This window comes from Diaphorobacter sp. ED-3, from assembly GCF_027625375.1.
Lineage (GTDB): Bacteria > Pseudomonadota > Gammaproteobacteria > Burkholderiales > Burkholderiaceae_C > Diaphorobacter > Diaphorobacter nitroreducens.
Genome location: NZ_CP115182.1, coordinates 2859183 through 2880346 on the forward strand (window position 1 = coordinate 2859183; position 21164 = coordinate 2880346).

The 21164-nt window shown below is 68.4% G+C and carries 21 protein-coding genes and 2 pseudogenes; 12 read left to right on the top strand and 11 right to left on the bottom strand.

What is annotated here, in order from left to right:
- Positions 1-142: 142 nt before the first annotated feature.
- From PCQ86_RS13925 to PCQ86_RS13940, 4 genes and pseudogenes are all read right to left on the bottom strand, one after another.
- Entirely contained in the window at positions 143-631 is a 489-nt protein-coding gene (locus tag PCQ86_RS13925; RefSeq protein WP_270174016.1) for a nuclear transport factor 2 family protein, read from the bottom strand.
- A 3-nt stretch (positions 632-634) separates the two neighbouring features.
- Positions 635-1417, bottom strand: coding sequence for an SDR family NAD(P)-dependent oxidoreductase (locus tag PCQ86_RS13930; protein WP_270174017.1), 783 nt, complete (start codon positions 1415-1417; stop codon positions 635-637).
- 11 nt (positions 1418-1428) lie between these two features.
- On the bottom strand, positions 1429-1965 hold the full coding sequence (locus PCQ86_RS13935) for a DUF3833 domain-containing protein (protein WP_270174018.1): 537 nt from the start codon (positions 1963-1965) through the stop codon (positions 1429-1431).
- A pseudogene (locus PCQ86_RS13940) lies at positions 1962-2915 on the bottom strand (MFS transporter); the annotation flags it as partial. The gene PCQ86_RS13935 and the pseudogene PCQ86_RS13940, both read right to left, overlap by 4 nt.
- Positions 2916-3042: 127 nt before the next feature.
- Between PCQ86_RS13940 and PCQ86_RS13945 the strand changes: the two are divergent.
- Both PCQ86_RS13945 and PCQ86_RS13950 read left to right on the top strand, forming a co-directional pair.
- Entirely contained in the window at positions 3043-3993 is a 951-nt protein-coding gene (locus PCQ86_RS13945) for a MerR family transcriptional regulator (RefSeq protein WP_270174019.1), read from the top strand.
- Between the two features lie 25 nt (positions 3994-4018).
- On the top strand, positions 4019-4627 hold the full coding sequence (locus PCQ86_RS13950; protein WP_270174020.1) for a lipocalin family protein: 609 nt from the start codon (positions 4019-4021) through the stop codon (positions 4625-4627).
- Between the two features lie 991 nt (positions 4628-5618).
- Here the strand turns inward: PCQ86_RS13950 and PCQ86_RS13955 are convergent.
- Positions 5619-5846 (bottom strand): hypothetical protein, encoded by a 228-nt coding sequence (locus PCQ86_RS13955; RefSeq protein WP_270174021.1) that lies wholly within the window; start codon positions 5844-5846, stop codon positions 5619-5621.
- A 214-nt stretch (positions 5847-6060) separates the two neighbouring features.
- Between PCQ86_RS13955 and PCQ86_RS13960 the strand changes: the two genes are divergently transcribed.
- Together PCQ86_RS13960 and PCQ86_RS13965 are read left to right on the top strand one after the other, a co-directional pair.
- The gene (locus tag PCQ86_RS13960; RefSeq protein WP_011806119.1) at positions 6061-6435 is read left to right on the top strand and encodes a CidA/LrgA family protein; all 375 of its coding nucleotides are present in this window, start codon (positions 6061-6063) and stop codon (positions 6433-6435) included.
- Positions 6432-7157, top strand: coding sequence for an LrgB family protein (locus PCQ86_RS13965; protein ID WP_123676006.1), 726 nt, complete (start codon positions 6432-6434; stop codon positions 7155-7157). Before PCQ86_RS13960 ends, PCQ86_RS13965 begins: the two co-directional genes overlap by 4 nt.
- Before the next feature lie 21 nt (positions 7158-7178).
- On the opposite strand, the gene PCQ86_RS13970 is transcribed toward PCQ86_RS13965, so the two are convergent.
- The gene (locus PCQ86_RS13970; protein ID WP_103738823.1) at positions 7179-8132 is read right to left on the bottom strand and encodes a LysR substrate-binding domain-containing protein; all 954 of its coding nucleotides are present in this window, start codon (positions 8130-8132) and stop codon (positions 7179-7181) included.
- Positions 8133-8297: 165 nt separating this feature from the next.
- On the opposite strand from PCQ86_RS13970, the gene PCQ86_RS13975 reads away from it, so the two are divergent.
- From PCQ86_RS13975 to PCQ86_RS14000, 6 genes and pseudogenes are all read left to right on the top strand, one after another.
- Entirely contained in the window at positions 8298-9494 is a 1197-nt protein-coding gene (locus PCQ86_RS13975; RefSeq protein ID WP_103738822.1) for an acyl-CoA dehydrogenase, read from the top strand.
- 152 nt (positions 9495-9646) lie between these two features.
- Positions 9647-10903: a CaiB/BaiF CoA transferase family protein gene (locus tag PCQ86_RS13980; protein ID WP_270174022.1), complete on the top strand. Its 1257-nt coding sequence runs from the start codon at positions 9647-9649 to the stop codon at positions 10901-10903.
- Between the two features lie 90 nt (positions 10904-10993).
- Positions 10994-11962 carry a tripartite tricarboxylate transporter substrate binding protein BugE gene (locus PCQ86_RS13985; protein WP_270174023.1) on the top strand — a complete coding sequence of 323 codons (969 nt, stop codon included), beginning with the start codon at positions 10994-10996 and terminating at the stop codon, positions 11960-11962.
- A 134-nt stretch (positions 11963-12096) separates the two neighbouring features.
- Positions 12097-12879: pseudogene (locus PCQ86_RS13990) on the top strand (methyl-accepting chemotaxis protein); the annotation flags it as partial.
- A gap of 247 nt (positions 12880-13126) precedes the next feature.
- On the top strand, positions 13127-13726 hold the full coding sequence (locus PCQ86_RS13995) for a hypothetical protein (RefSeq protein WP_270174024.1): 600 nt from the start codon (positions 13127-13129) through the stop codon (positions 13724-13726).
- Between the two features lie 9 nt (positions 13727-13735).
- Positions 13736-14383, top strand: a complete 648-nt coding sequence (locus PCQ86_RS14000) for a DUF4124 domain-containing protein (protein WP_011806126.1) — start codon at positions 13736-13738, stop codon at positions 14381-14383.
- On the opposite strand, the gene PCQ86_RS14005 is transcribed toward PCQ86_RS14000, so the two are convergent.
- Positions 14380-15336 (bottom strand): SDR family oxidoreductase, encoded by a 957-nt coding sequence (locus PCQ86_RS14005; protein WP_047350728.1) that lies wholly within the window; start codon positions 15334-15336, stop codon positions 14380-14382. The two genes, PCQ86_RS14000 and PCQ86_RS14005, sit on opposite strands and share 4 nt — an antisense overlap.
- Positions 15337-15381: 45 nt before the next feature.
- Between PCQ86_RS14005 and PCQ86_RS14010 the strand changes: the two genes are divergently transcribed.
- Positions 15382-16434, top strand: a complete 1053-nt coding sequence (locus PCQ86_RS14010; protein ID WP_011806128.1) for a CDP-6-deoxy-delta-3,4-glucoseen reductase — start codon at positions 15382-15384, stop codon at positions 16432-16434.
- Positions 16435-16620: 186 nt separating this feature from the next.
- On the opposite strand, the gene PCQ86_RS14015 is transcribed toward PCQ86_RS14010, so the two are convergent.
- Positions 16621-16971: a four-helix bundle copper-binding protein gene (locus PCQ86_RS14015; RefSeq protein ID WP_270174025.1), complete on the bottom strand. Its 351-nt coding sequence runs from the start codon at positions 16969-16971 to the stop codon at positions 16621-16623.
- 132 nt (positions 16972-17103) lie between these two features.
- Between PCQ86_RS14015 and PCQ86_RS14020 the strand changes: the two genes are divergently transcribed.
- Positions 17104-18075 (top strand): Bug family tripartite tricarboxylate transporter substrate binding protein, encoded by a 972-nt coding sequence (locus PCQ86_RS14020; RefSeq protein ID WP_015913806.1) that lies wholly within the window; start codon positions 17104-17106, stop codon positions 18073-18075.
- 264 nt (positions 18076-18339) lie between these two features.
- On the opposite strand, the gene folK is transcribed toward PCQ86_RS14020, so the two are convergent.
- From folK to PCQ86_RS14035, 3 genes are read right to left on the bottom strand one after another with little or no spacing between them, the layout of a single operon-like run.
- Positions 18340-18858, bottom strand: coding sequence for a 2-amino-4-hydroxy-6-hydroxymethyldihydropteridine diphosphokinase (gene folK / locus PCQ86_RS14025; RefSeq protein ID WP_103738816.1), 519 nt, complete (start codon positions 18856-18858; stop codon positions 18340-18342).
- Positions 18855-20450 carry a polynucleotide adenylyltransferase PcnB gene (pcnB, locus tag PCQ86_RS14030; RefSeq protein ID WP_103738815.1) on the bottom strand — a complete coding sequence of 532 codons (1596 nt, stop codon included), beginning with the start codon at positions 20448-20450 and terminating at the stop codon, positions 18855-18857. Before pcnB ends, folK begins: the two co-directional genes overlap by 4 nt.
- Positions 20447-21148 carry an HAD family hydrolase gene (locus PCQ86_RS14035; RefSeq protein ID WP_011806133.1) on the bottom strand — a complete coding sequence of 234 codons (702 nt, stop codon included), beginning with the start codon at positions 21146-21148 and terminating at the stop codon, positions 20447-20449. Before PCQ86_RS14035 ends, pcnB begins: the two co-directional genes overlap by 4 nt.
- Between the last annotated feature and the right edge of the window lie 16 nt (positions 21149-21164).

Sequence of the window (21164 nt, forward strand, 5' to 3'; positions counted from 1 at the left end):
GCCGTTGACGAGATGGTCGCCCCATCTCCTTCTTGGCCTCGCACACCCCGATGACGAAAGTCGTCGGGGTGTTCGTCTTTGTGGTGGGGAGCATTGTGGCTTCATGGACGTTCATCGGCATGAACCTCTCCCCTTTTCCACCTTAACGGTCGCTAGGGGGTGAACAGCGATGAGGATGCGGCAGGGGTGCCGCGCCAGCCTTGCGCAGCCAGCGCATCAGAGCCCCCAAAACAGGCAGTTTTTCATACAGCTCTTCAGCCGGGTCCCAGTAATCGCGGTGCCGCGTCACGCGGCCTTGGGCATCAAAATGCACCAGGGTCGCGCCGTGGATGCACTGAGGCACCTGTGCCCGCCAGCGCTTCAGGCGGAAGTGAAACTCCCACTGCAAAAAGGCCCGGTCGTCCTGCACCAGCCGCTGGGTGACGATAAAGCGCGGCTGCTCCAGGTTCTCGAACATGTGGGCAAAGATGGCACGGATGGCGGGCACTCCGCGCACGTCGTTGAAGGGGTCCTTGAACCGCGCATCAGGCGCGTAGTAGTCCCCCAGGAGGGACAGCTGTGCGGGAGTCAGCTGTTCGTAGAGCTGGGCCAGACGGGCGGCGCAAGCGTGGGTGTCTATAGGTGGGTGCATACGTCACAGCCCGGTCATACGGTGGACCAGCGGAAAGTACCAGCGGTACGACAGCACGCGCAGCAGCTTGAGCCACAGCGTGAAGCGGCGTGGAAAATGCAGTTCAAACGCGCCCCTCCCCCAGCCGCGCAACATGGCCTGGGCCGCCTGCTCCGGCGTGAGCAGCGCGGGCATGGTGAAGTCGTTCTGGCGCGTCAGGGGCGTATCGACAAAGCCGGGGTTCACCACACTCACGCCCACGCCCTGCGGGCGCAGATCAAGGAACAGCGTCTCGGCCAGGTTGATGAGGGCCGCCTTGGTCGGTCCGTAGGCCAGGCTCTGCGGCAGGCCGCGCCAGCCGGCTACGCTGGCGACCAGGCTCAGATGAGGCGCACGCCCGGCCTGGGCCGAAGCCAACAGGCCTGGCACCACGGCAGCGAGCACATGCAGTGCGCCCGTCAGGTTGACCTGCTGGTGGCGCAGCAGCTCGGGCAGCGCCAGCGTGTCGGCACGCATGGGGGTGTAGTGGCCGGCGCAGTAGCACACCAGGTCCAGTGGTGACTCGGTCTGCAGGCGCGCGGCAACGTCCAGGACCGCCTGGGCATCGGTCACATCCAGCACCACTGCTTGGCTGCCAGGGTGTTCGTGCGCAAACGCCGCCAGCAGCGCCTGCTGGCGTGCCGACACGATCACCTGCGCGCCCTGGGCGTGCAATTGCGCTGCGACGGCCCGGCCAATACCGCTGGAGGCGCCCACCAGCCACACGCGCTTGCCGCGCCAGTCAGTGATCGCGGGGTTCAAAGGCACAGTGCGGCTCCTTATGTCTTGGTGAACGACAGCAGTACATCGCCCAGGGTGACGCCGAACTTGTGCATCGTGGCCCGATTGAGCATCACCCGGTCATCGACCAGGAACATCCAGTCGTCGAACTGCACTTCATACTCTTTGCCGTCCACCGGCAGGCGCAGCGTGTAGTTCCAGCGGAAGGCATTGCCCGCGGTCTGGCCCTGGGCCTCACCCACCACATCGTCAGCGGTCCCGGTGTAGCGCCCATCGGCATGCTTGGTCAGGCGCCAGATGCGGCGCTGGGTGCTGCCGTCCGAATAGGTGAAAGCCTCTTCCAGCACGCCTTGATGGCCCTCCCAGTGGCAGTCCATCACCACGGTAAAGCGGCGCACCACCTCGCCGCCTCGCTGCTGAAAAATTCCGTAGGCCAGGATGCGGCCGTTGAAGTAGCGGTCCAGCTCCAGCTGGGGGCGCTCCTGGGCATAGTCGGTCACCTGGGGGCTGGCACAGCCGGTCAACACGGCAGTGCCCGCGAGCAGGGCCAGCAAGGCGTGGCGGCGGGTGTTCATGGGGTAACTCCTTGGTAATGCAACGGCGGGGAGGGGCGGATCAGCAGGCGGTACAGCAAACCTGCCGCCAGAAGCTTGAGGGCGCAAGGCAGCAGCGCGTAAGCCCAAGCGAGGCGCTGTAGCGCGTGGGCGTCCTGGATGCCGGGGCTGTAGCCGAGCCACTGCAGCAACGGCAGCGCCGCGCCCGCGGCCAGGGCCAGATTCAGTTTGGTGGCCAGGTTCCACCACCCCAGGTACGCCCCTTCGCTGCGCCCCTGAGCCCCCTGGCGTTCCACCAAGCGCGCCAGCAAAGCCCCGGGCAAGGCCAGATCCGCCCCCAAGGCGATACCGGACAACGCACAGATCCACGCAAAGGCCGCAATCTGCCCTCTGCCCAGAAGCGTCGTCCAGCCAAAACAGGCCACCGCCAGCAGCATGCCGCCCAGCCATGCGCGCTCCAGCCCCCAGCGGCGCACCGCGCGCAGCCACCCTGGCATGGACAGCGCCCCGCTGACAAAGTACAGCACCAGAAACAAGGCAATCTGCGCCTGTGTGGCCTGCAGCCGGTCCTGGGCAAAAAACAGCATCAACGCCGCCGGAACTGCGCTGGCAATGCCGTTGCACAAAAACACCGCCAACAAGCGGCGAAAGGCTGGCTGGCGCAAGGGTTGTCAGACCGTGGCCCAGGCAAAAGCGGCAGACAAATCCCGTTGCGCAGGTGCTGCAGGGCGCGGCGCCCACCACAGGGCCAGCCACCCGGCCAGCAAGCTCAGCGCGAACACCACCAGCATGGGCCCGGCGCCCCAGGCCACCGACAACGCACTGGCCGTGACCACGCCGATCAGCCCCGGACCTTCGCGCCAGGCCACGACATGGCTGCGCTGCAGCGCGTCGCCGCCCAGACGCACGCCCCAGGCCTGGTGCGCAATCACCAACTGGCTGTGCGCCAGGCAGGTCACCAACAACCCTGTGCGCAGACAATGGGCGTAATGTAGTGGACAAAACAAGTTTTGTCCTAGACAATTTCACCAATCCCCACAGTTTGTCCATGACTTTCAATACCCTCCTGAGGCCTGTACGCCGCATAAAGGTTGGCGCATGAGCACGCCAGACCATCCCGAGAGCGCAGGTTTGCCCATCGCCGCAGTGGAGCGCGAAACCGGCGTAGCCAAGGACACCTTGCGCGTATGGGAAAAACGCTATGGCTTCCCGCAACCCTTGCGCGACGGAGCGGGGGACCGCCTGTATCCGAGCGAGCAGGTGCAACGGCTGAAACTGATTCGCCGCCTGCTCGACACAGGGGCCAGGCCCGGCAAGGTGGTGGGCTTGGACAGTGCAGAACTGTTGTCCTTGCTGAACCAGAGACCTTCATCCCCCAGTTCATCTTTGTCCAAGACAAATCTTCAGGCGTTCCCCTCACCTGCGACCCTGGCTCCGCTTCTTGACGCCATCGGAGCGCACGATCCGCAAGCCCTGCGGCATGCCCTGAGTCACGCGCAGCTGAGCATGGGGCTCGCTCCGTTCGTCACCGACCTGGTGGCTCCCCTGACCACGGCCGTGGGCGAGGCCTGGGTGCAAGGGCGCTTCGAGGTCTTCGAGGAACACCTCTTCACCGAGGTCATCACCGGGGTTCTGCGCAACGCGATTGCTTCCCTGGCGCCGCTGCCCATACCGCAAGGTCCCAAGGTCCTGCTCACCACGCTGCCCCAGGAATTGCACAGCTTGGGGTTGCTCATGGTTGAAGCACTGCTGGCACTGGAAGGCTCTACCTGCGTTTCGCTGGGTACGCAGACACCCGTGGGCGACGTGGCCCAAGCCGCCGTGGCCCATCGGGCGGATGTGGTGGCTTTGAGCTTCAGCAATGTGCATAACGGGACAGTCGTTCACGCCAGCCTGCGTGAGTTGCGGGCCCAGTTGTCTCCCACCACCGCGTTGTGGGTCGGCGGCTCGTGCACGGCTCTGTACCAAAAGCCCCTCGAAGGGATCACTCTCGTCCAGCACCTGACGGGGCTTCAACCCTTGGTGGCGCAATGGCGCCACACACACTGATCCACCACTCGGTCAAGGACATCACATGTACCTGGTCTCGGCTTTTCTGTTTTCTGTGCGGCGCGCACTCATCCCGTCCTGCCGCGCAGGCCTATGGGCGCTATGGATGGCGGGCGTCGCCGTAATGGCCGGCTGTGCAAACACCAGCCCCCCGCCGGGCGTAAAAGCGGTCACGCCATTCGATCTACAGCGCTATCAGGGGCGCTGGCATGAGCTGGCCCGGCTCGACCACTCATTCGAGCGCGGCATGACGGATGTGTCCGCCACCTACACCCCCCAGGCGGATGGCAGCGTGCGCGTGGTCAACCGCGGCTTTGCCGCCGCATCGGGCCAATGGCGCGAAGCCGTTGGCAAGGCGCTGTTCACGGGTGCCCCCACCACCGGATCGCTCAAGGTGTCCTTCTTCGGCCCGTTCTACGGCGGCTACCACGTCGCGGCGCTTGACCCTGACTACCGCTGGGCGCTGGTGTTGGGGCCTGATACCAGCTACTGCTGGATTCTGGCGCGCGACAAACAACTGGACGCTGCGCAGCGCGATGCCATCGTGGCTCGCGCCCAGGCGCTGGGGGTGGATACGCACGCCCTGATCTGGGTCACGCACAAGCGCCAGGATCCTGCGCACCCGCCCCATTGACTGCATGTACCAGCGAGCAGCGGGAAAAGAAGCCTACGTGGGATCGAAAACGCGCTCAGTGGCGTGCGGCTTTCTTTGACCCACGTTCGTAGCCGGTCAGTCGTGCGGCAATGCGCGTGCCCGCATCGTCTACTGCGCCGCGGGCGCGCCCCCGGCAGGTGCGCCCATGCCTTCGCGACCCGGGGTGGTAGGCGTGTCGCCACGCTGGGGCGCTGAGGGCTGGGGGGCATCCACCGACGGCGCGGCCATTCCGGCGGACCCTTGGGTGGCTGCGGGAGCCCCTTCGCCAGGCGCGCTCAAGCGATCCTTTGGAGCGCGCAAGTTGAATACGACAACGGCTGAATGGGGTACTTCGCCTGAGGCGGGTTTGGGTGGCATGTCACGCTCCGGTAGTTGCGGTCCACCATAAGCGCCTGGCGGGGCCTACCTTGTAAGACAGCCACCCGCGCAAGTGCGCGTACCGCCCGTACGTACCGCCATTCAGCCCAGGCGCGGAGGCGTGTCAGCGGGCTCCGGGGGCGGTACGGGCACATCCGGCTCCACGGGGGGATCGGCCGGTTGGCGGTGAGCGAGAGCGGTGCGGTGAATCATGTCAGCCATCTCCGGGTCGGTGGCATACCGCGCCAGAGGCAGCGGCAGGACGATGTGCCTGCCGCCCGCGCCTCGGCAATCGAGTACGCGGGGCCCCGTGAGGACTGGCCAGCACGGGACGCTGCCAAAGGGCAAAGCTTACGGGTGTCAGCCACATGCCGCCGGGCGGCGATAAGAGGACGCCACCCTTGCCATGCATGCGGCCACAGCGTTCGGCCCAGACCTGGGACCAGGGCTCCCGCAATGGGAGCCGAGAAGCCCGGCCCGCGCCGCCTGGACATGGCAGCGAAGCTGCGATGCGCACCCGTCGGGTGTTTGCTGCGGTGGCCGTAAGGTACCTTCGCCCGCGCGGGGCGCCGTGTAGGACGGAGGCGAATCCGCCCCGCCGCAGTGCCCCGGCTCAGTTGTCCTGGCGCTTGATGAGCTGGCGGCCCAGGTCGGTGATGTGGAACTCGCCCCCGGGCGTCTTGCCGATATAGGCCCAATCCAGCAGGCGCCCGGACAGGTGGTGCTTGAGCGCGTCGGGCACGCTGATGGCCTGGCCCATTTCGAGCTGCTTCAGCGTGGCGATCTCATCCACGGTAGGTTCAAACGTGGGTGCGTGGTACAGGGGCTGGGCGGTAGCCATGGCAAGTCCTCCTGGTGCAGTGGTGCGGCGACCGTTGCGTTGCACCGGAGGGTGCTTCGCCGGGCGACCGCTGCATACCAGCGGTATTGCGGATGGCCGTTGCGCGCAACCGGCGGAGCCCCCGACCTCCCGCAAAGAGGCGGCATCACCCGAGCGCCAGCGCGGGGCGGTGGGTATCGGGGATGATCATGGTTTTTGCGCCTGCCCGCCTTCAATGCTCTACGCCCTGACCGCCCTCTTCATCCTCCAGTTGCTGGGAGAACTTCTGGTCCAGCTCCTGGGCCTGCCCCTGCCTGGCGCTCTCGCAGGCATGTTGCTGCTGCTGGCGGCGCTGCTGGCATACGGGCGCGTCCCGCAGGCGCTGGAGAGCACCGCGGGCAGCCTGCTGCAGAACATGATGCTGCTGTTCATCCCGGCGATCGCCGGGGTCATGCTGCACTTTGACCGCATCGCGCGCGAATGGCTGCCGTTCCTCGTGGCCGGCATCGTGGGGGCGGCCATCACGCTGGTGGTGACGGCCTGGACGCTGCGCTGGCTGCTGCGCGACAGCGCCGACGCACGCCCGCGCGAGCAGGAGCAGGCCCCGTGAGCGCGTCTCTCCCCGGGCTGGCCGCATGGCTCACGGCGTCGCCCCTGCCCTGGCTGGCGCTGACGCTGGCGGCCTACACGCTGACGCTGGCGCTGTATCGGCGCAGCGGCGCACACCCGCTACTGATCCCACCACTGACGGCGACGGCGCTCGTCGTGGCGGTGCTGCTGCTCACGGGCACGCCCTACGCCACCTACCGCGAGGGCACGCAACTGCTGAGCTTTCTCATCGGCCCCGCCACGGTGGCGTTGGCCGTGCCGCTGTTCGCGCAGCGCGAGCGCATTCGCCAGCTCTGGCGCCCGATCAGCGTGGCGCTGCTCGTGGGCTGCACGGTGGCGATCGTCTCCGCCCTGCTGCTGGCCTGGGCGCTGGGCGCATCGTATGAGACGCTGATGGCGCTCGCACCCAAATCCGCCACCATGCCGATCGCGCTGCCCGTGGCGGAGCGCATCGGCGGCGCGCCATCGCTGGCAGCGGTGGCCGTGGCCATCACGGGCATTGCGGGGGCGGTGCTGGCGGGGCCGCTGCTGCGCCTGCTGCGCGTGCACGACCCGGCCGTGCGCGGCTTTGCCATCGGCCTCACGGCCCATGCCATCGGCACGGCGCGCGAACTGCAGGTGCATCCCACGGCCGGTGCCTTCGCCGCGCTGGCGATGGGCCTGAACGGTGTGGCCACTGCCGTGCTGGTGCCGGTATGCGTCGCGTTGATGGGTGGACGCTGATCGACAGATGCTGAAGAGCGGCTACGCCAGCGGCCCGGCCACCGCCATGTCCTGCAGCCAGCCAGCGAACGCGGCCAGCACCGGCGGCTGGGGCTGCGCGGGGCTCACGAGGTAGTAACCACGCTCGCCACGCAACGGACGCGGGCAGGCCACCACCAGCTCGCCCCGGGCGATCTCGGCCTCGATCAGCATGGGCGGCATCAGCGCAATCCCCAGGCCGTGGGCCGCCGCGGCGGCCGTCATGGAGAACAGTTCATAGCGCGGCCCTTCCAGCGCGCGCGGCGCATCCAACACGCCCATGGCATCGAACCACTGTCGCCAGCCATAGGGCCGGGTGCTTTGCTGCAGTAGCGGCAGCCGCGCCAGCGCCTGTGGCGGCAGGCCCTGGTGTGCACGGCCCGTGCCGCGCGGCATGCCCAGTTGCTGCGCCGCCGTCTCCAGCAGGCGCGGGCTGGACACGGGCACCACGTCCTCCTGCATCAGCAGCTGCGCCTGCACGCCGGGCCAGTTGGCGACCTGCTCGGGCGTGCCCGCGTACAGCGCCGCGTCGAAGGCCGTATCGGTGAACAGGAAGGGCCGGGTCTGCGTCTCGATGTGCACCACGATCTCGGGGTGGCGCGCGGCCAGCAGAGGCAGGCGCGGGATCAGCCAGCGCGTGGCAAAGGTGGCCACGGCCGCAAGCGAAATGGCGCCGCCATGCCCCTGGTGGGCCATGACGTCGAGCGTGTCGCGCTCCAGCCCCTGCAGCCAGCGCGCTACCTGTTGCCCGTAATGCCGCCCTGCGGGGGTGAGCACCACCCCGTGGCGCGTGCGGCGAAAGAGTTGCACGCCCAGTTGCTCCTCCAGCGCCAGGATTTGGCGCGACACCGCGCTTTGCGTCAGCGCCAGCTCCTGCGCGGCCCGGGTATAGCTCTCGTGACGCGCAGCGGCTTCGAAGCAGGCCAGCGCCTGGGTGGATGGCAGGTGTCGTCGCATCGCAGCATCTTAGCCAGATATTCTTAAATCAAATATCTGGATGCAAATAACTCGCTTGCCGTCACTTACTCAGACGCCATACGATCACCTTCGTTAACCAAGCAATGCACCTTGTGCATGCTTGGGTCCCCGCCACCCACCCCGCATTCCAGCACTGGAGACACCATGCCCCGCACCGCCTTCCAATGGGACGACCCCTTCCAACTCGACCAGCAGCTCACCGAGGACGAGCGCGCCGTCCGTGACGCCGCGCGCGCCTACTGCCAGGACAAGCTGGCGCCCCGCGTGCTGGACATGTTCCGCCACGAGAAGACCGACGTGACCATCTTCCGCGAGATGGGCGAGCTGGGCCTGCTGGGCCCCACCATCCCCACCGAATACGGCGGCGCCGGCCTGAACTACGTGAGCTATGGCTTGGTGGCGCGCGAGATCGAGCGCGTGGACTCGGGCTACCGCTCCATGGCGTCGGTGCAGTCGTCGCTGGTGATGGTGCCGATCAACGAGTTCGGTTCCGAGGCGCAGAAGCAGAAATACCTGCCCAAGCTGGCCTCCGGCGAGTTCATCGGCTGCTTCGGCCTGACCGAGCCCGACCACGGCTCCGACCCCGGCAGCATGGCCACGCGCGCCTACAAGGTGGACGGCGGCTACCGCCTCAAGGGCAACAAGATGTGGATCACCAACAGCCCCGTGGCCGACGTGTTCGTCGTCTGGGCCAAGGAAGTGGAGGCATCCGGCACCGTGGGCCAGATCCGCGGCTTCATCCTGGACAAGGGCATGAAGGGCCTGTCCGCCCCCGCCATCCACGGCAAGGTGGGCCTGCGCGCCTCCATCACCGGCGAGATCGTGATGGACGACGTGTTCGTGCCCGAGGAGAACGCCTTCCCCGAAGTGCGCGGGTTGAAGGGCCCGTTCACCTGCCTGAACAGCGCACGCTTCGGCATCGCCTGGGGCGCCATGGGCGCGGCCGAGTTCTGCTGGCACACCGCGCGCCAGTACACGCTGGACCGCAAGCAGTTCGGCCGCCCGCTGGCCGCCAACCAGCTCGTGCAGAAAAAGCTGGCCGACATGCAGACCGAGATCACCCTGGGCCTGCAGGCCGCGCTGCGCGTGGGCCGCATGAAGGACGAGCACCAGAACGTGGTGGAGATCACCTCGCTGATCAAGCGCAACAACTGCGGCAAGGCTCTGGACATCGCCCGCCTGGCGCGCGACATGATGGGCGGCAACGGCATCAGCGACGAGTTTGGCGTGGCACGCCACCTGGTGAACCTGGAGGTGGTCAACACCTACGAGGGCACGCACGACGTGCACGCGCTCATCCTGGGCCGCGCGCAGACGGGCATCGCCGCGTTCGCCAACTGACCCGGCGCGGCGCGCGGGCCGCATCAAAGGCCCGTCACGCGCGCTCTCAAAATAGGAGCTTCTCGCGCTTACCCTGCAATCAGTTCAATGGTTTTTATCCTTGAATTGGCGGCACAACAAGCGCGAGCAGCTACGTTTTCAATAGCGATTTCATGAGTGCTTCCACCCCCCGCGGCGCCTTGGACGGTATCAAGGTACTGGATCTTTCGCGCGTGCTTGCCGGTCCCTGGTGCACCCAGATGCTGGCCGATCTGGGCGCCGACGTGGTCAAGGTCGAGCGCCCCCAGGCCGGTGACGACACGCGCCACTGGGGCCCGCCCTTCCTGAAGGACGACGCTGGCCGCGACACGCGCGAGGCCAGCTACGTCACCGCCTGCAACCGCAACAAGCGCAGCATCACCGTGGACATGGCCCATCCCGAGGGCCAGGCGCTGCTGCGCCGCATGGCCGCCGAGGCCGACGTGGTGGTCGAGAATTTCAAGGTGGGGGGCCTCGCGCAATACGGGCTGGACTACGCCAGCCTGAAGGCGCTGAACCCGCGCCTGGTCTACTGCTCCATCACCGGCTTCGGCCAGGACGGGCCGTATGCCGAACGCGCCGGCTACGACCTGATGGTGCAGGCCATGTGCGGCCTGATGAGCATCACCGGCCATGCCGACGGGCAGCCCGGTGGCGGGCCTCTGAAGGTCGGCGTGGCCGTGGTGGACGTGTTCACCGGCCTGTACGCCAGCAACGCCATCCTGGCCGCGCTGAACGCGCGCGACAACGCCCGCAACGGCACCGGCGAAGGGCAGCACATCGACATGGCTTTGCTCGACGTGGGCATGGCCGTGCTGGCCAACCAGGCGGCGGGTTACCTGGCCACCGGGCAGGCGCCCGGACGCGCCGGCAACATCCACCCCAGCCTGGCGCCCTACCAGGACTTTCGCAGCCGCGACGGCAACGTGCTGCTGGCCATCGGCAACGACGGACAGTTCGCGCGCTTTTGCCAGGCGTGCGGCCACCCCGAATGGGCACAGGACGCACGCTTTGCCACCAATACCGCACGCGTGCAGCACCGCGCTGCGCTGCTGGCGCTGATGGAGCCCGTCCTGCAGACCCGCAGCACCGCCGAGTGGATCGCCCTGCTGGAGGACAAGGCCGTGCCCTGCGGCCCCATCAACACCATCGCCCAGGCCTTCGACGACCCACAGGTGCGCGCGCGCGGCATCCGCAGGGAGCTGCCCCGCGACGCCGGCGACGGCATCGCCCACGTGGCCACGGTAGCCAACCCCATGCGGCTGTCGGGCACGCCCGTCAGCTACCATCGCGCGCCACCCGCGCTCGGCCAGCACACCGACGAGGTGCTGCGCGAGCTGGGCCTGGATGCTTCGGCCATCGCAGCGCTCAAAGCGGGGGGTGCCATCTGACCCTTTTCCCGCACCGGCCCCGCCGGTGCTTCCTTCCCGCCATCACTGGCACGCCATTGCTTCACCACATCGATAACAGGAGATAAAAGCATGATTCGTCGCAGCGCACTCACCCTGGGCCTGTTGGCCCTGCTCGGCACGGCCGCCCAGGCCCAGTCCGGCTACCCCAACAAGCCCATCCGCCTGCTGGTGCCCTTCGCCGCGGGCGGCACCACCGACCTGATCGCCCGCGTGGTGGCCGAGCCCCTGGGCCGCGAGCTGGGCCAGCCCGTGGTGGTGGAGAACAAGGGCGGCGGCGGCGGCGCCATCGGTGCGGCCGAAACCGCGCGCGCCACGCCGGACGGCTACAACCTGGGCGTGGCCACCGTGTCCACCACGGCCACCAACCCGGCCATCAACCCCAAGATCCCCTACAACGTGTTCACCGACTTCACCCCGGTCGTGAACATCGCCGCCACGCCCAACGTGATTGCGGCCAACCCGCAGTTCGCCGGCAATGAATACAAGAGCTTCCTGGCCGAAGTCAAGAAGACTCCAGGCAAGTACTCGTTCGGCTCGCCCGGCACCGGCAGCATCGGCCACCTGATGATGGAAATGTTCATGCTGGAGACCGGCACCCAGCTGGTGCACGTGCCCTACCGCGGCTCGGGCCCGGCACTGAACGACGCCGTCGCCGGCCAGATCCCGCTGATCTTCGACAACCTGCCGTCCGCCCTGCCCTTCATCAAGGACAAGCGCCTGACCGCCCTGGTGGTGGCCGCCCCGCAGCGCCTGGCCGTGCTGCCCGACGTGCCCACACTGGCCGAAGTGGGCCTGCCCAACGTGAACCGCATGGCCTATTACGGCATCATCGGACCGAAGGGCCTGCCCAAGGACATCGTGGACAAGGTCAACGCCGCAGTGCACAAGGTGCTGAAGGACCCTGCGGTGCGCAAGCGCATCGAGGACACGGGCTCGCTGATCGTGGCCGACACGCCGGCGAAGTTCGCCCAGGAAATCAAGGCCGAATACACGGCTTACAAAAACGTGGTGGACAAGCAGAAGCTCACCATGGACTGAGCGCGCACCGCCTCCACCCTCACCAGCCCCGCCACCCGCGGGGCTTTTTCGTTTGCGCCATGGGTGCAACGGCAGGCCTTCCTGACATGCCCAAGCATTACAGGGCAATTACCTATTGAAACAAAATACAAGAAAGAGTCAACGCGCGCCAGGTGGCACTGGCCAGCACCGAGATCGCCCAGGGCAACAACGACCTGTCGGCCCGCACCGAGCAGCAGGCCGGCGCGCTGGAGGAAACGTCCGCCTCCATGGAGGAACTGAGTTCCACCGTGCGCCAGAACGCCGACAACGCGCGCCAGGCCAACCAGCTGGCCGCCAACGCCTCGCAGGTCGCCAGCCAGGGCGGCGAAGTGGTGACCCAGGTCGTCACCACCATGCAGGGCATCAACGAAAGCAGCCACCGCATCGCGGACATCATCGGCGTCATCGACGGCATCGCCTTCCAGACCAACATCCTGGCGCTGAACGCCGCGGTGGAGGCCGCACGCGCCGGCGAGCAGGGCCGCGGATTCGCCGTGGTGGCCGGCGAGGTGCGCGCGCTGGCCCAGCGCTCGGCCGCCGCGGCCAAGGAGATCAAGCAACTGATCCACACCAGCGTGGAGCGGGCGGAGCAAGGGTCCGCACTGGTCGGCCAAGCCGGCGCCACCATGACGGAGGTGGTGACGGCCATCCAGCGGGTGAGCGGCATCGTGGCCGAGATCAGCACCGCCAGCCAGGAGCAAAGCGCCGGGGTGCACCAGGTGAGCGATGCCGTGGCGCAGATGGACCAGGCCACGCAGCAGAACGCCGCACTGGTGGAGGAAAGCGCAGCCGCCGCCGACAGCCTGAAGCTGCAGGCCGAGCAACTGGTGCAGTCCGTGGCCCTGTTCCGCCTGCGCGCCGACGGCTCCGTGCCCGCAGCGCAACAGCACGGGTAGGCAGCGTCGGCGCCCTTGCGCCAGGCGGAATCAGCGCGCGCCGCGCGGCCGCCAGGCCCTGCGCTGGCGGCGAAACACCCGGTCACAATGGTGAAGAGGCGGCAAAGCCTGACAAAGCCGGTCCGGTAGGGTCAACCAAAATGGCCCGACGCGCGTATGACACACAAGAGGTGGCAGCGAGACCACCGCTTTTACCATCACAGCGCCGGCCCGGACCGCCCGGCGTGCTTACCCGGGAGACCTCTCCATGCCTCGTTCGCGTTGGACTTCTGTGCGCATCCTCACCGCCGGCGTGCTCGCCTCGCTGGCTGTCGGCTGCGCCGCTGTGCCGGGTGACCCCTACTACGATGGGGGCGGCTACTATCCCGCGCCATCGTCCATGACGGTGTACGAGCAGCCCGGCGTGATCTATACCGCCCCGCCGTTAGGCTGGCGCGACTACCCCCCGCCGCCTTCCGGCTGGCGTGAAGACGCCTGGCGCGAGCGCCAGTGGCGGGAAGCGCGTGAGCGCCAATGGCGCGAGGCCCAGGAGCGCGAACGCCGTGAGGCGGACCGTCGTCGCGAAGCCGACCGCCGCCGCGATGCGGACCGCCGTGAAGCCGACCGGCGCGAAGCGGAACGCCGCCGCGACGCCGAACGTTGGGAGGCCGAACGCCGCCGCGACTGGGACCAGCGCCGTAAGGAAGACCAGCTGCTGCGCCACCCCAACCCCGACGTGGTACGCGAACGGCAGCTGCAGTTCGAACGTGACCGCCGCGCGGAGCGCGAAGCCGAGCGGGAGCGACGCAACCAGGCATTCCAGCCCCAGCCCGGCGACCGCCCCAACCCGCGCCCCGACTGGCGCTGAAGGCCGCCCATGACCCGAGCCCTGCCTGGCTCCCTTGGCACCGTCAGTGCCGCGCTGGCGCTGACGCTGGTTACCTGTCTGCCCCTGCCGTCAATGGCCCAGGTGGTGCGCTGCACCGACCCGGCCACGGGCAAGGTGACTTACACCGATGGCGACTGCGGCCGCGGCCAGTCCGCACGCGAAGTCGAAGCCCGCAAGACCCCCCAGGAAATCCAGCAGGAGCGCGAGCAAGCCGCCGAAGCCCTGGAGCGCAAGCAGGAGCGACAGCAATGGGAGCGCCAGCAACAGCGCGACGCCGAGCCCGCGACGCGCGCAGCGCGCCCTCGCGCCACCCCGGCCGATCCATCGCAATCCGTAGACTGCCAGCGCGCACGGCGCAACCTGCAGGAGGTTCTCTCCACCATGGGCCGCGGCATGTACGACGAGCAGGCGCGGCTGGATGCGGCGCAGCGCCAGGCTGACCTCGCCTGCCTGAGTCCGGCGGACTATGCACGCGCGGAGAGCGCGCGCTCCAGCCGCACCGTCTATCCCTCGCCCTACTACGCCCCGCCGGTGGTGGTGGTGCCACCACGGCCCGCGCCGCCGCCGCGGCGCGAAATCACGCACTGCAACGTGTTTCGCTGCTACGACAAGCAGGGCAACACCTACCCCCGCTAAGGGTGCGGTGCCTGCAGCCCTTCGCGCACGGTGGGATAGCGCAAGCGCAGGCGCAGTTCGCGCGCCATGCGCTTAGTGGTCAACCGCCGTGATTCGCCCATGAAACTCAGCAGCGACAGCGGTAGCTGCTCCTGCGCGGTACTGCGCTGCACGCGCGGCGGACGCGGCAAGCCATAGAGGTCGGCCGCGAAGTCGAAGTAGTCTCCCATCTTGAGCTGGCTGTCGTCTGCCACGTTGTAGATGCGTTGCGCACGAGCGCGCCACAGCGCCAGCATGCAGGCCCGCGCCAGGTCATCCGCATGGATGTGGTTGGTATAGACGTCGTCAGGCTCGGCCAGCACGGGCGTGCCGCGGCGCAGGCGCGCTTCGGGCGTGCCGCCCTCACGGTCAGGGGCGTAGATGCCGGGCACGCGCAGAATGCTCACGGGCACGCCCGCACGACCCAGGTGACGCATGGCGCGCTCGGCATTCACGCGGCGCTGCGCGCGCGGCGTGGCGGGCGCCACGGGCCGCGACTCGGGCACCCAGTCCCCCGCGCAGTCGCCATACACGCCACTGGTGGAGGCATACACCAGGGATTGCGGCAGCGTGCGCCGGCGCAGCGCACGCGCCAGCGCCGTGCTGCGGGGGTCCAGCCACCAGCGCGGACCAACCTCGCGCTCGCCAGGTGGCGGCGCCAGATGCAGCACCCGCGTGGCCACGCCCGCCAGGCGCGCCAGCGTGGCCGCATCGTCCAGATTGCCCAGCAGCGGCGTAACGCCCGCCCCACGCAGCTGCGGCACGCGCGTGGGCGAGGACGTGAGCGCAAGCACGCGCGGGCGGCCACTCCCGCCCTGGGGTCCGTTCAGGCTGCGCACCACGCGCAACCCCACGTCGCCGCAGCCAATGATGAGCACGCGCTGGCGGCGAAAGCGCGCCGGCAGGGCGCCGAGAGGGTTTTGGATTGAGGGCAAAATCTGTCGGTTTGCTTGAAGACAACTCCAAGGATACCCACTGTCATGACCAGCGCAGAGACCGCATTCCAGATCACCGTGCAGCCCAGTGGCCGTGCCTTCGAGGCGCAGGCTGGCGAAACCATCCTGTCCGCGGCCATCCGCGGCGGCGTGGGCATGCCCTACGGTTGCAAGGACGGTGCCTGCGGCTCGTGCAAGTGCAAGAAGCTCAGCGGCTCGGTAGTGCACGGTGAGCACCAACAGAAGGCGCTGAGCACCGAGGAGGAAGAAGCCGGCTTCGTGCTCACCTGCTGTGCCCAGCCGCTGACCGACGTGGTGCTGGAATCGCGCCAGGTGACCGACGAGAGCGCCTATCCCATCAAGAAGCTGCCGGTGCGCGTGGCGGCGCTCACGCGCGCATCGCACGATGTGATGCAGGTGCGCCTGCAACTGCCCGCGGCCGACACCTTCCGCTACCACGCGGGCCAGTACATCGAATTCATCCTGCGTGACGGCGCGCGCCGCGCGTACTCCATGGCCAACGCACCCCACACGCAGGAAGGCGCGCCAGGCGTGGAGCTGCACATCCGCCACATGCCCGGCGGACGCTTCACCGACCATGTGTTCAACGCCATGAAGGAGAAGGAAATCCTGCGCGTGGAGGGCCCTTTCGGCAGCTTCTTCCTGCGCGAGGATTCCGACAAGCCCATGGTGTTTCTGGCTTCGGGCACGGGCTTTGCGCCCATCAAGGCGCTGATCGAACACATGCAGCACAAGGGCATCACGCGCCCGGCCACGCTCTACTGGGGCGGGCGCCGCCCGGCGGACCTGTACATGGACGGCTGGATCCGCGAGCGCCTGGCCGCGCTGCCAAACCTGCGCTACGTGCCCGTGGTCTCCGACGCCCTGCCCGAGGACGGCTGGGCTGGCCGCACGGGCTTCGTGCACCAGGCGGTCATGGAGGACATTGCCGACCTCTCGGGCTATCAGGTCTATGCCTGCGGCGCGCCCATCGTGGTGGACTCGGCCCGCGCCGCCTACAGCGCGGAGCGAGGCCTGCCACCCGACGAGTTCTACGCCGACGCATTCACGTCCGAGGCCGACAAGCACGGCGGCTGACGGGCGCTTCCCCGCGGCGCACCGCGCACGACCCTGCGCCACGCAACGGGCGCTGTGCCCAGCCAGCAGGTGTCGTGGAACGGGATCTGCCAGACCACGGGAGCCGTGCTCCATCCGCGCCGCACGGCACTCCGAAGGCGGCGACAGGGCCGCGGTAAGCGCCGCCGCTCAGGGAGCGTGCTTCGCTCAAGCGATCATGTCGCGGCACAGGCTGGCGCAGCGCTTGCAGGCTTCCGCGCAGTCCTGGCAATGGTCCGCCGCGTGGCTCATGCATTCCTGTGCGCAGCTTTCGCAGATGCGCGCGCACAGCTCGCAGACATAGTTCACGTGCGGACTCTCGCGGGCCATGGTGGCAGCGGCCAGGCGGCAGATGTCGGCGCAGTCCATGTCCAGCGCGATGCACTTGGCCATGTGGCGCGGTTCGGGCTCGCGCAGGCACGCCGCGGCGCAGAAATCGCAGGTGGCAGCGCATGCGTTGCAGGCCGCGATGCAGTGGGAGTAGCGTGATTCGTCCAGGATGGTGGGGGCGTCCAGCATGTCAGTCCTTTCATGGGTGGGGGCAGGCAAGGCCCGGGCCCATCGTAGAAAGATGCGCCGCGCCTTTTCGTAGGACAGGGCAGCATTGCGGCGCCACGGAAGCGTCTTCCATTTTTTGCACAATGGAGGCCTATGAACCGCAGACACCTTCTTCTTTCGGCCGCTGCCATTGGCGTGGCACTCGCAGCCCCCCTGAGCCACGCGCAGGACGCGCCGATCCGCCTGGTCGTGCCCTACGCGCCTGGCGGCCCGCTGGACGTGACGGCGCGTGCGCTGGCCGAGCGCGTGCGCGACACGCTCGGCGTGGTGGTCGTCGACAACAAGGCGGGTGCGGGCGGCAACATCGGCGCCGATCTGATCGCCAAGTCCGCGCCCGACGGGCACACCATCGGCATCGCCGCCACGGCCACGCACGCCGTGAACCCCTGGCTGTACAACCGCATGCCCTACGACGCAGCCAAGGACTTCGCCGGCATCACGCAGATGGTGCGCGTGCCCAACGTGCTGGTGGTCAACGCCGCGCGGGCCGAGCAGCTCAAGATCAACACCCTGCAGGACCTGATCGCCTACGCCAAGGCCAACCCCGCCAAGCTCAACTACGGCAGCGGCGGCAACGGCAGCGCCGGCCACCTGGCGGGCGAGATGTTCAAGCAGAAGGCCGGCATCTTCGCGCTGCACATCCCCTACCGCGGCGCCAGCCCCGCGCAGCTGGCCCTGCTGGCCGGCGAGGTGGACTTCAACATCGACAACCTGGCCGCCGCCGCGCCCAACATCAAGTCGGGCAAGCTCAAGGCCCTGGCCGTCACCTCGCTGGAAGCCAGCCCCATGCTGCCCGGCGTGCCGCCGCTGTCGCAGACCTTCAAGGGCTTTGCCATCGACACCTGGTGGGGTCTGGTGGCACCGGCCGGCACGCCCAAGCCCGTGATCGCCAAGCTCAACAAGGCCTTCACAGAGGCACTCAAGGCACCGGAAACCAAGACGCGCTTTTCCGCGCTGATGGCCGAGCCCGTGGCCACCACGCCTGAGCAGTTCGACGCCTTCATGGCCGCCGAGCGCGCCAAGTACCAACAGGTGGTGAAGGCCTCCGGCGCCAAGGTGGACTGACCGGAACGCGGCATTCCGGGTGCCACCGGAGTGCCGCGGGCGGCGCACGGCGCGACTGTCCGGGCGTGTCGTCGTCAGCCTGGGGCCACGCCGCCCCAACGGCGCCCCCCTGTTGCGCTGCCGCACCCGCCGCCACGGCGGTTACGCCTCGCAACCGGCGGCGCGCTCACATCAAAAATAAGAGCGCCTCACGCTTGGCATATGGCGGTTTGCAGGTGGTTTCACCTTAAAACGTCCGCACGACCAGCGCAAGCAGCTATTAATTCAGGAGTTTGCGCCCAGCCATTCGGTGGCTTCGGCCAGGCGCTCGATGCGCTGGCCGCTGGCCAGGGCGCGCTGGGCGGCTGTGCCACACGTCTGGGCCAGGCCGGGCGCCAGTTCCGCCAGGGGGCGGAGCACGAAGGCCCGCTCGCCCATGCGCGGGTGGGGCAGCGTGAGTTCGGCGCCGTCCAGGCGCTCCTCCCCGTACAACAGCAGATCCAGGTCCAGCGTGCGTGGCGCGTTGCGGTAGGGGCGCTCGCGCCCCGCGGCCTGCTCGATGGCCTGCAGGGCATGCAGCAGCGCCAGTGGCGCCAAGGTGGTCTGCAACTGCGCCACGGCATTGAGATAGTCGGGCCCGCCGGCATCCACCGGCGCGCTGCGGTACAGCGACGAGACCTGCCGCACCTGGGTGCCGGGCAACGCGCCCATCGCCCGCACCGCGTCGCGCAGCGCGCCGCGCGCATCCCCCAGATTGGCGCCCAGGCCCACCCAGGCGCTGGCCGCCACGGAAGGCGGGGTCACGCCTCGCCCGCGGGCGCGCCACCCTCGGATGCACCGCTGCCCGTGGGCTTGCGGCGACGGCGGCGGCGCTTCTTGGGCGCAGCAGCGTCCTCTGCCGCTGGCTCGGCCAGGGAATCACCGGCATCGCTGGCCCTGCGCGGGGGCTCGGCGTCGTCCGTGGCGACTGGCGCGGCCTTGGGTACGCGCCGTACCGTGGGTTGGGCCTTGCGCTGGCGCGCGCGCTGCTCCTCGCGCGCCTGCTCGATCATGTCCTCACGGCGCGCATCGTCGGCCAGCGAGAACTCCTGCCACCACTCGGCCAGCGCCTCCTCCACCTCGCCCACGTCCGCGCGCAGGCGCAGGAAGTCGAAGCCCGCGCGAAAACGCAGGTGCGCCACCATGCCGAAGGGCGTGCTGCCCGAGCGTTTCTCGAAGCGCGGCTGCATGACCCAGATCTCGCGCATGTCCGCCGCCAGCTTGCCGCGGCCGGAGACATCGCCGATGCGCTTGTCGAACACATCGTCGATCGCATCCTGCAGCGCCGGGAAGGGCTGCTGGCGCCCCAGGCGCTGCTCCCAGCCGGCCTTCACGTCCTGCCACAGCACACAGGCCAGCAGGAAGCTGGGCGCAACGGGCTTGCCCTCGCCCACGCGGCGGTCGGTGTCGGCCAGCGCAGCCTGCACAAACGGGTGGCTGGAACGGTCCACCACCACGTCCAGCAGCGGGTAGATGCCCGTGGCCAGCCCCAGGGACTTGAGCTGCGCGATCGAGGCCAGCGCGTGGCCGGTCTGCAGCAGCTTCAGCATCTCGTCGAACAGGCGGCTTTGCGGCACCTCCCGCAGCAGCGGCTCGCACTCCACCAGGGGCTTGGCGGTCTTGGGCTCCAGGGCAAAGCCCAGCGGGCTGAGCTTGGCCGCAAAGCGCACGGCGCGGATGATGCGCACGGGGTCCTCGCGGTAGCGCGTGGCCGGGTCGCCGATCATGCGCAGCACGCGTTTCTTGGCGTCCTCGATGCCCTTGTGGAAGTCCACCACGACCTCGGTCTCTGGGTCGTAGTACATGGCGTTGACGGTGAAGTCGCGCCGCGTGGCGTCCTCGTCCTGCGGGCCCCAGACGTTGTCGCGCAGCACGCGGCCGCTGGCGTCCACGGCATGGTGCATGCCGGCCAGCTGGGCCTTGCTGGTCTTTTCGTTGCCCCCCACCTGCTCGGCTGCCGCGTTGTCCATGTAGGCGCGGAAAGTGGAGACCTCGATCACCTCATGCTCGCGCCCGCGGCCGTGCACCACGTGCACGATGCGAAAGCGCTTACCGATGATGAAAGCACGCCGGAACAGGCCCTTGACCTGCTCGGGCGTGGCGTTGGTGGCCACGTCGAAGTCCTTGGGCTTGAGGCCCAGCAGCAGGTCGCGCACCGCGCCGCCGACGATGTAGGCCTCGTAGCCCGCCTGCTTGAGTGTGCGCACCACGTCGCTGGCGCGGCGGTCCACCAGTTCGGGGTTGATGCCGTGCACCGCGGCGGGCACTTCCGCACGCTTGCCAAAGCGGCCGCGTGTGCCACGGCCCGCGCCGGCGGCGCCCTTGCCCAGCAGTTTGTCGATGAAGGTCTTGATCATGGGTGTGGGGGAAACAGGTCCAGAATGCGCCAGCCGCGCTGGGAAGCCAGTGCGCGCAGGCGTGGATCGGGGTTGGTGGCGACGGGATGATCCACCTTTTCCAGCAGCGGCACATCGTTCATGGAGTCACTGTAGAACGTGCTGTCCACGTCCGTCCAGCGCAAGCCGCGCTCGGCCAGCCACTGCTCCATGCGCTGCACCTTGCCCTCGCGCATGGAGGGCACGCCGCGAATGCCGCCGGTGATCCAGCCGTCGTCGCCGCGCTCCAGCTCCACGGCGACCAGCTGATCCACGCCCAACGCCAGGGCGATGGGGCGGGTGACGAACTCGTTGGTGGCGGTGATGATGAGCACCTCGTCGCCCGCGTCGCGGTGGCGCTGCACCAGCGCGCGCGCTTCCTCGCGCAGCGCGGGCTGGATCACCTCGCGCATGAACTGAGCGTGCGCCAGGGCCGCCGCCTCGGCGCCGCGCTGGCGAATGGCGTCGGTCGCGAAGCGCACGTAGTCGTGCACGTCCAGCCGCCCGGCGACGTAGTCGTCGTAGAACGCCTTGTTGCGCCGGCCGAACTCTTCGCGGTCGGCCCAGCCGATGCGGATGGTGAATTCGCCCCACTCGTAGTCGGAATCCAGGGGCAGCAGGGTGTGGTCCAGGTCGAACAGGGCCAGTCGGCGGCGTTGTACCTGCGTGTCAAAGGTCATGCGTTGATTGCAATGG

What these genes read in the sequence shown, in the direction of transcription:
- PCQ86_RS14000 (WP_011806126.1), top strand. Translation starts at nt 13,736, where the DNA reads ATGACCCGAGCCCTGCCTGGCTCCCTTGGCACCGTCAGTGCCGCGCTG.
- PCQ86_RS13945 (WP_270174019.1), top strand. Translation starts at nt 3,043, where the DNA reads ATGAGCACGCCAGACCATCCCGAGAGCGCAGGTTTGCCCATCGCCGCA.
- PCQ86_RS14010 (WP_011806128.1), top strand. Translation starts at nt 15,382, where the DNA reads ATGACCAGCGCAGAGACCGCATTCCAGATCACCGTGCAGCCCAGTGGC.
- pcnB (WP_103738815.1), bottom strand. Translation starts at nt 20,450, where the DNA reads ATGATCAAGACCTTCATCGACAAACTGCTGGGCAAGGGCGCCGCCGGC.
- PCQ86_RS13995 (WP_270174024.1), top strand. Translation starts at nt 13,127, where the DNA reads ATGCCTCGTTCGCGTTGGACTTCTGTGCGCATCCTCACCGCCGGCGTG.
- PCQ86_RS14035 (WP_011806133.1), bottom strand. Translation starts at nt 21,148, where the DNA reads ATGACCTTTGACACGCAGGTACAACGCCGCCGACTGGCCCTGTTCGAC.
- PCQ86_RS13980 (WP_270174022.1), top strand. Translation starts at nt 9,647, where the DNA reads ATGAGTGCTTCCACCCCCCGCGGCGCCTTGGACGGTATCAAGGTACTG.
- PCQ86_RS14015 (WP_270174025.1), bottom strand. Translation starts at nt 16,971, where the DNA reads ATGCTGGACGCCCCCACCATCCTGGACGAATCACGCTACTCCCACTGC.
- PCQ86_RS13925 (WP_270174016.1), bottom strand. Translation starts at nt 631, where the DNA reads ATGCACCCACCTATAGACACCCACGCTTGCGCCGCCCGTCTGGCCCAG.
- PCQ86_RS13955 (WP_270174021.1), bottom strand. Translation starts at nt 5,846, where the DNA reads ATGGCTACCGCCCAGCCCCTGTACCACGCACCCACGTTTGAACCTACC.
- PCQ86_RS13935 (WP_270174018.1), bottom strand. Translation starts at nt 1,965, where the DNA reads ATGAACACCCGCCGCCACGCCTTGCTGGCCCTGCTCGCGGGCACTGCC.
- PCQ86_RS13985 (WP_270174023.1), top strand. Translation starts at nt 10,994, where the DNA reads ATGATTCGTCGCAGCGCACTCACCCTGGGCCTGTTGGCCCTGCTCGGC.
- PCQ86_RS13950 (WP_270174020.1), top strand. Translation starts at nt 4,019, where the DNA reads ATGTACCTGGTCTCGGCTTTTCTGTTTTCTGTGCGGCGCGCACTCATC.
- PCQ86_RS13970 (WP_103738823.1), bottom strand. Translation starts at nt 8,132, where the DNA reads ATGCGACGACACCTGCCATCCACCCAGGCGCTGGCCTGCTTCGAAGCC.
- PCQ86_RS13960 (WP_011806119.1), top strand. Translation starts at nt 6,061, where the DNA reads ATGCTCTACGCCCTGACCGCCCTCTTCATCCTCCAGTTGCTGGGAGAA.
- PCQ86_RS13975 (WP_103738822.1), top strand. Translation starts at nt 8,298, where the DNA reads ATGCCCCGCACCGCCTTCCAATGGGACGACCCCTTCCAACTCGACCAG.
- PCQ86_RS14020 (WP_015913806.1), top strand. Translation starts at nt 17,104, where the DNA reads ATGAACCGCAGACACCTTCTTCTTTCGGCCGCTGCCATTGGCGTGGCA.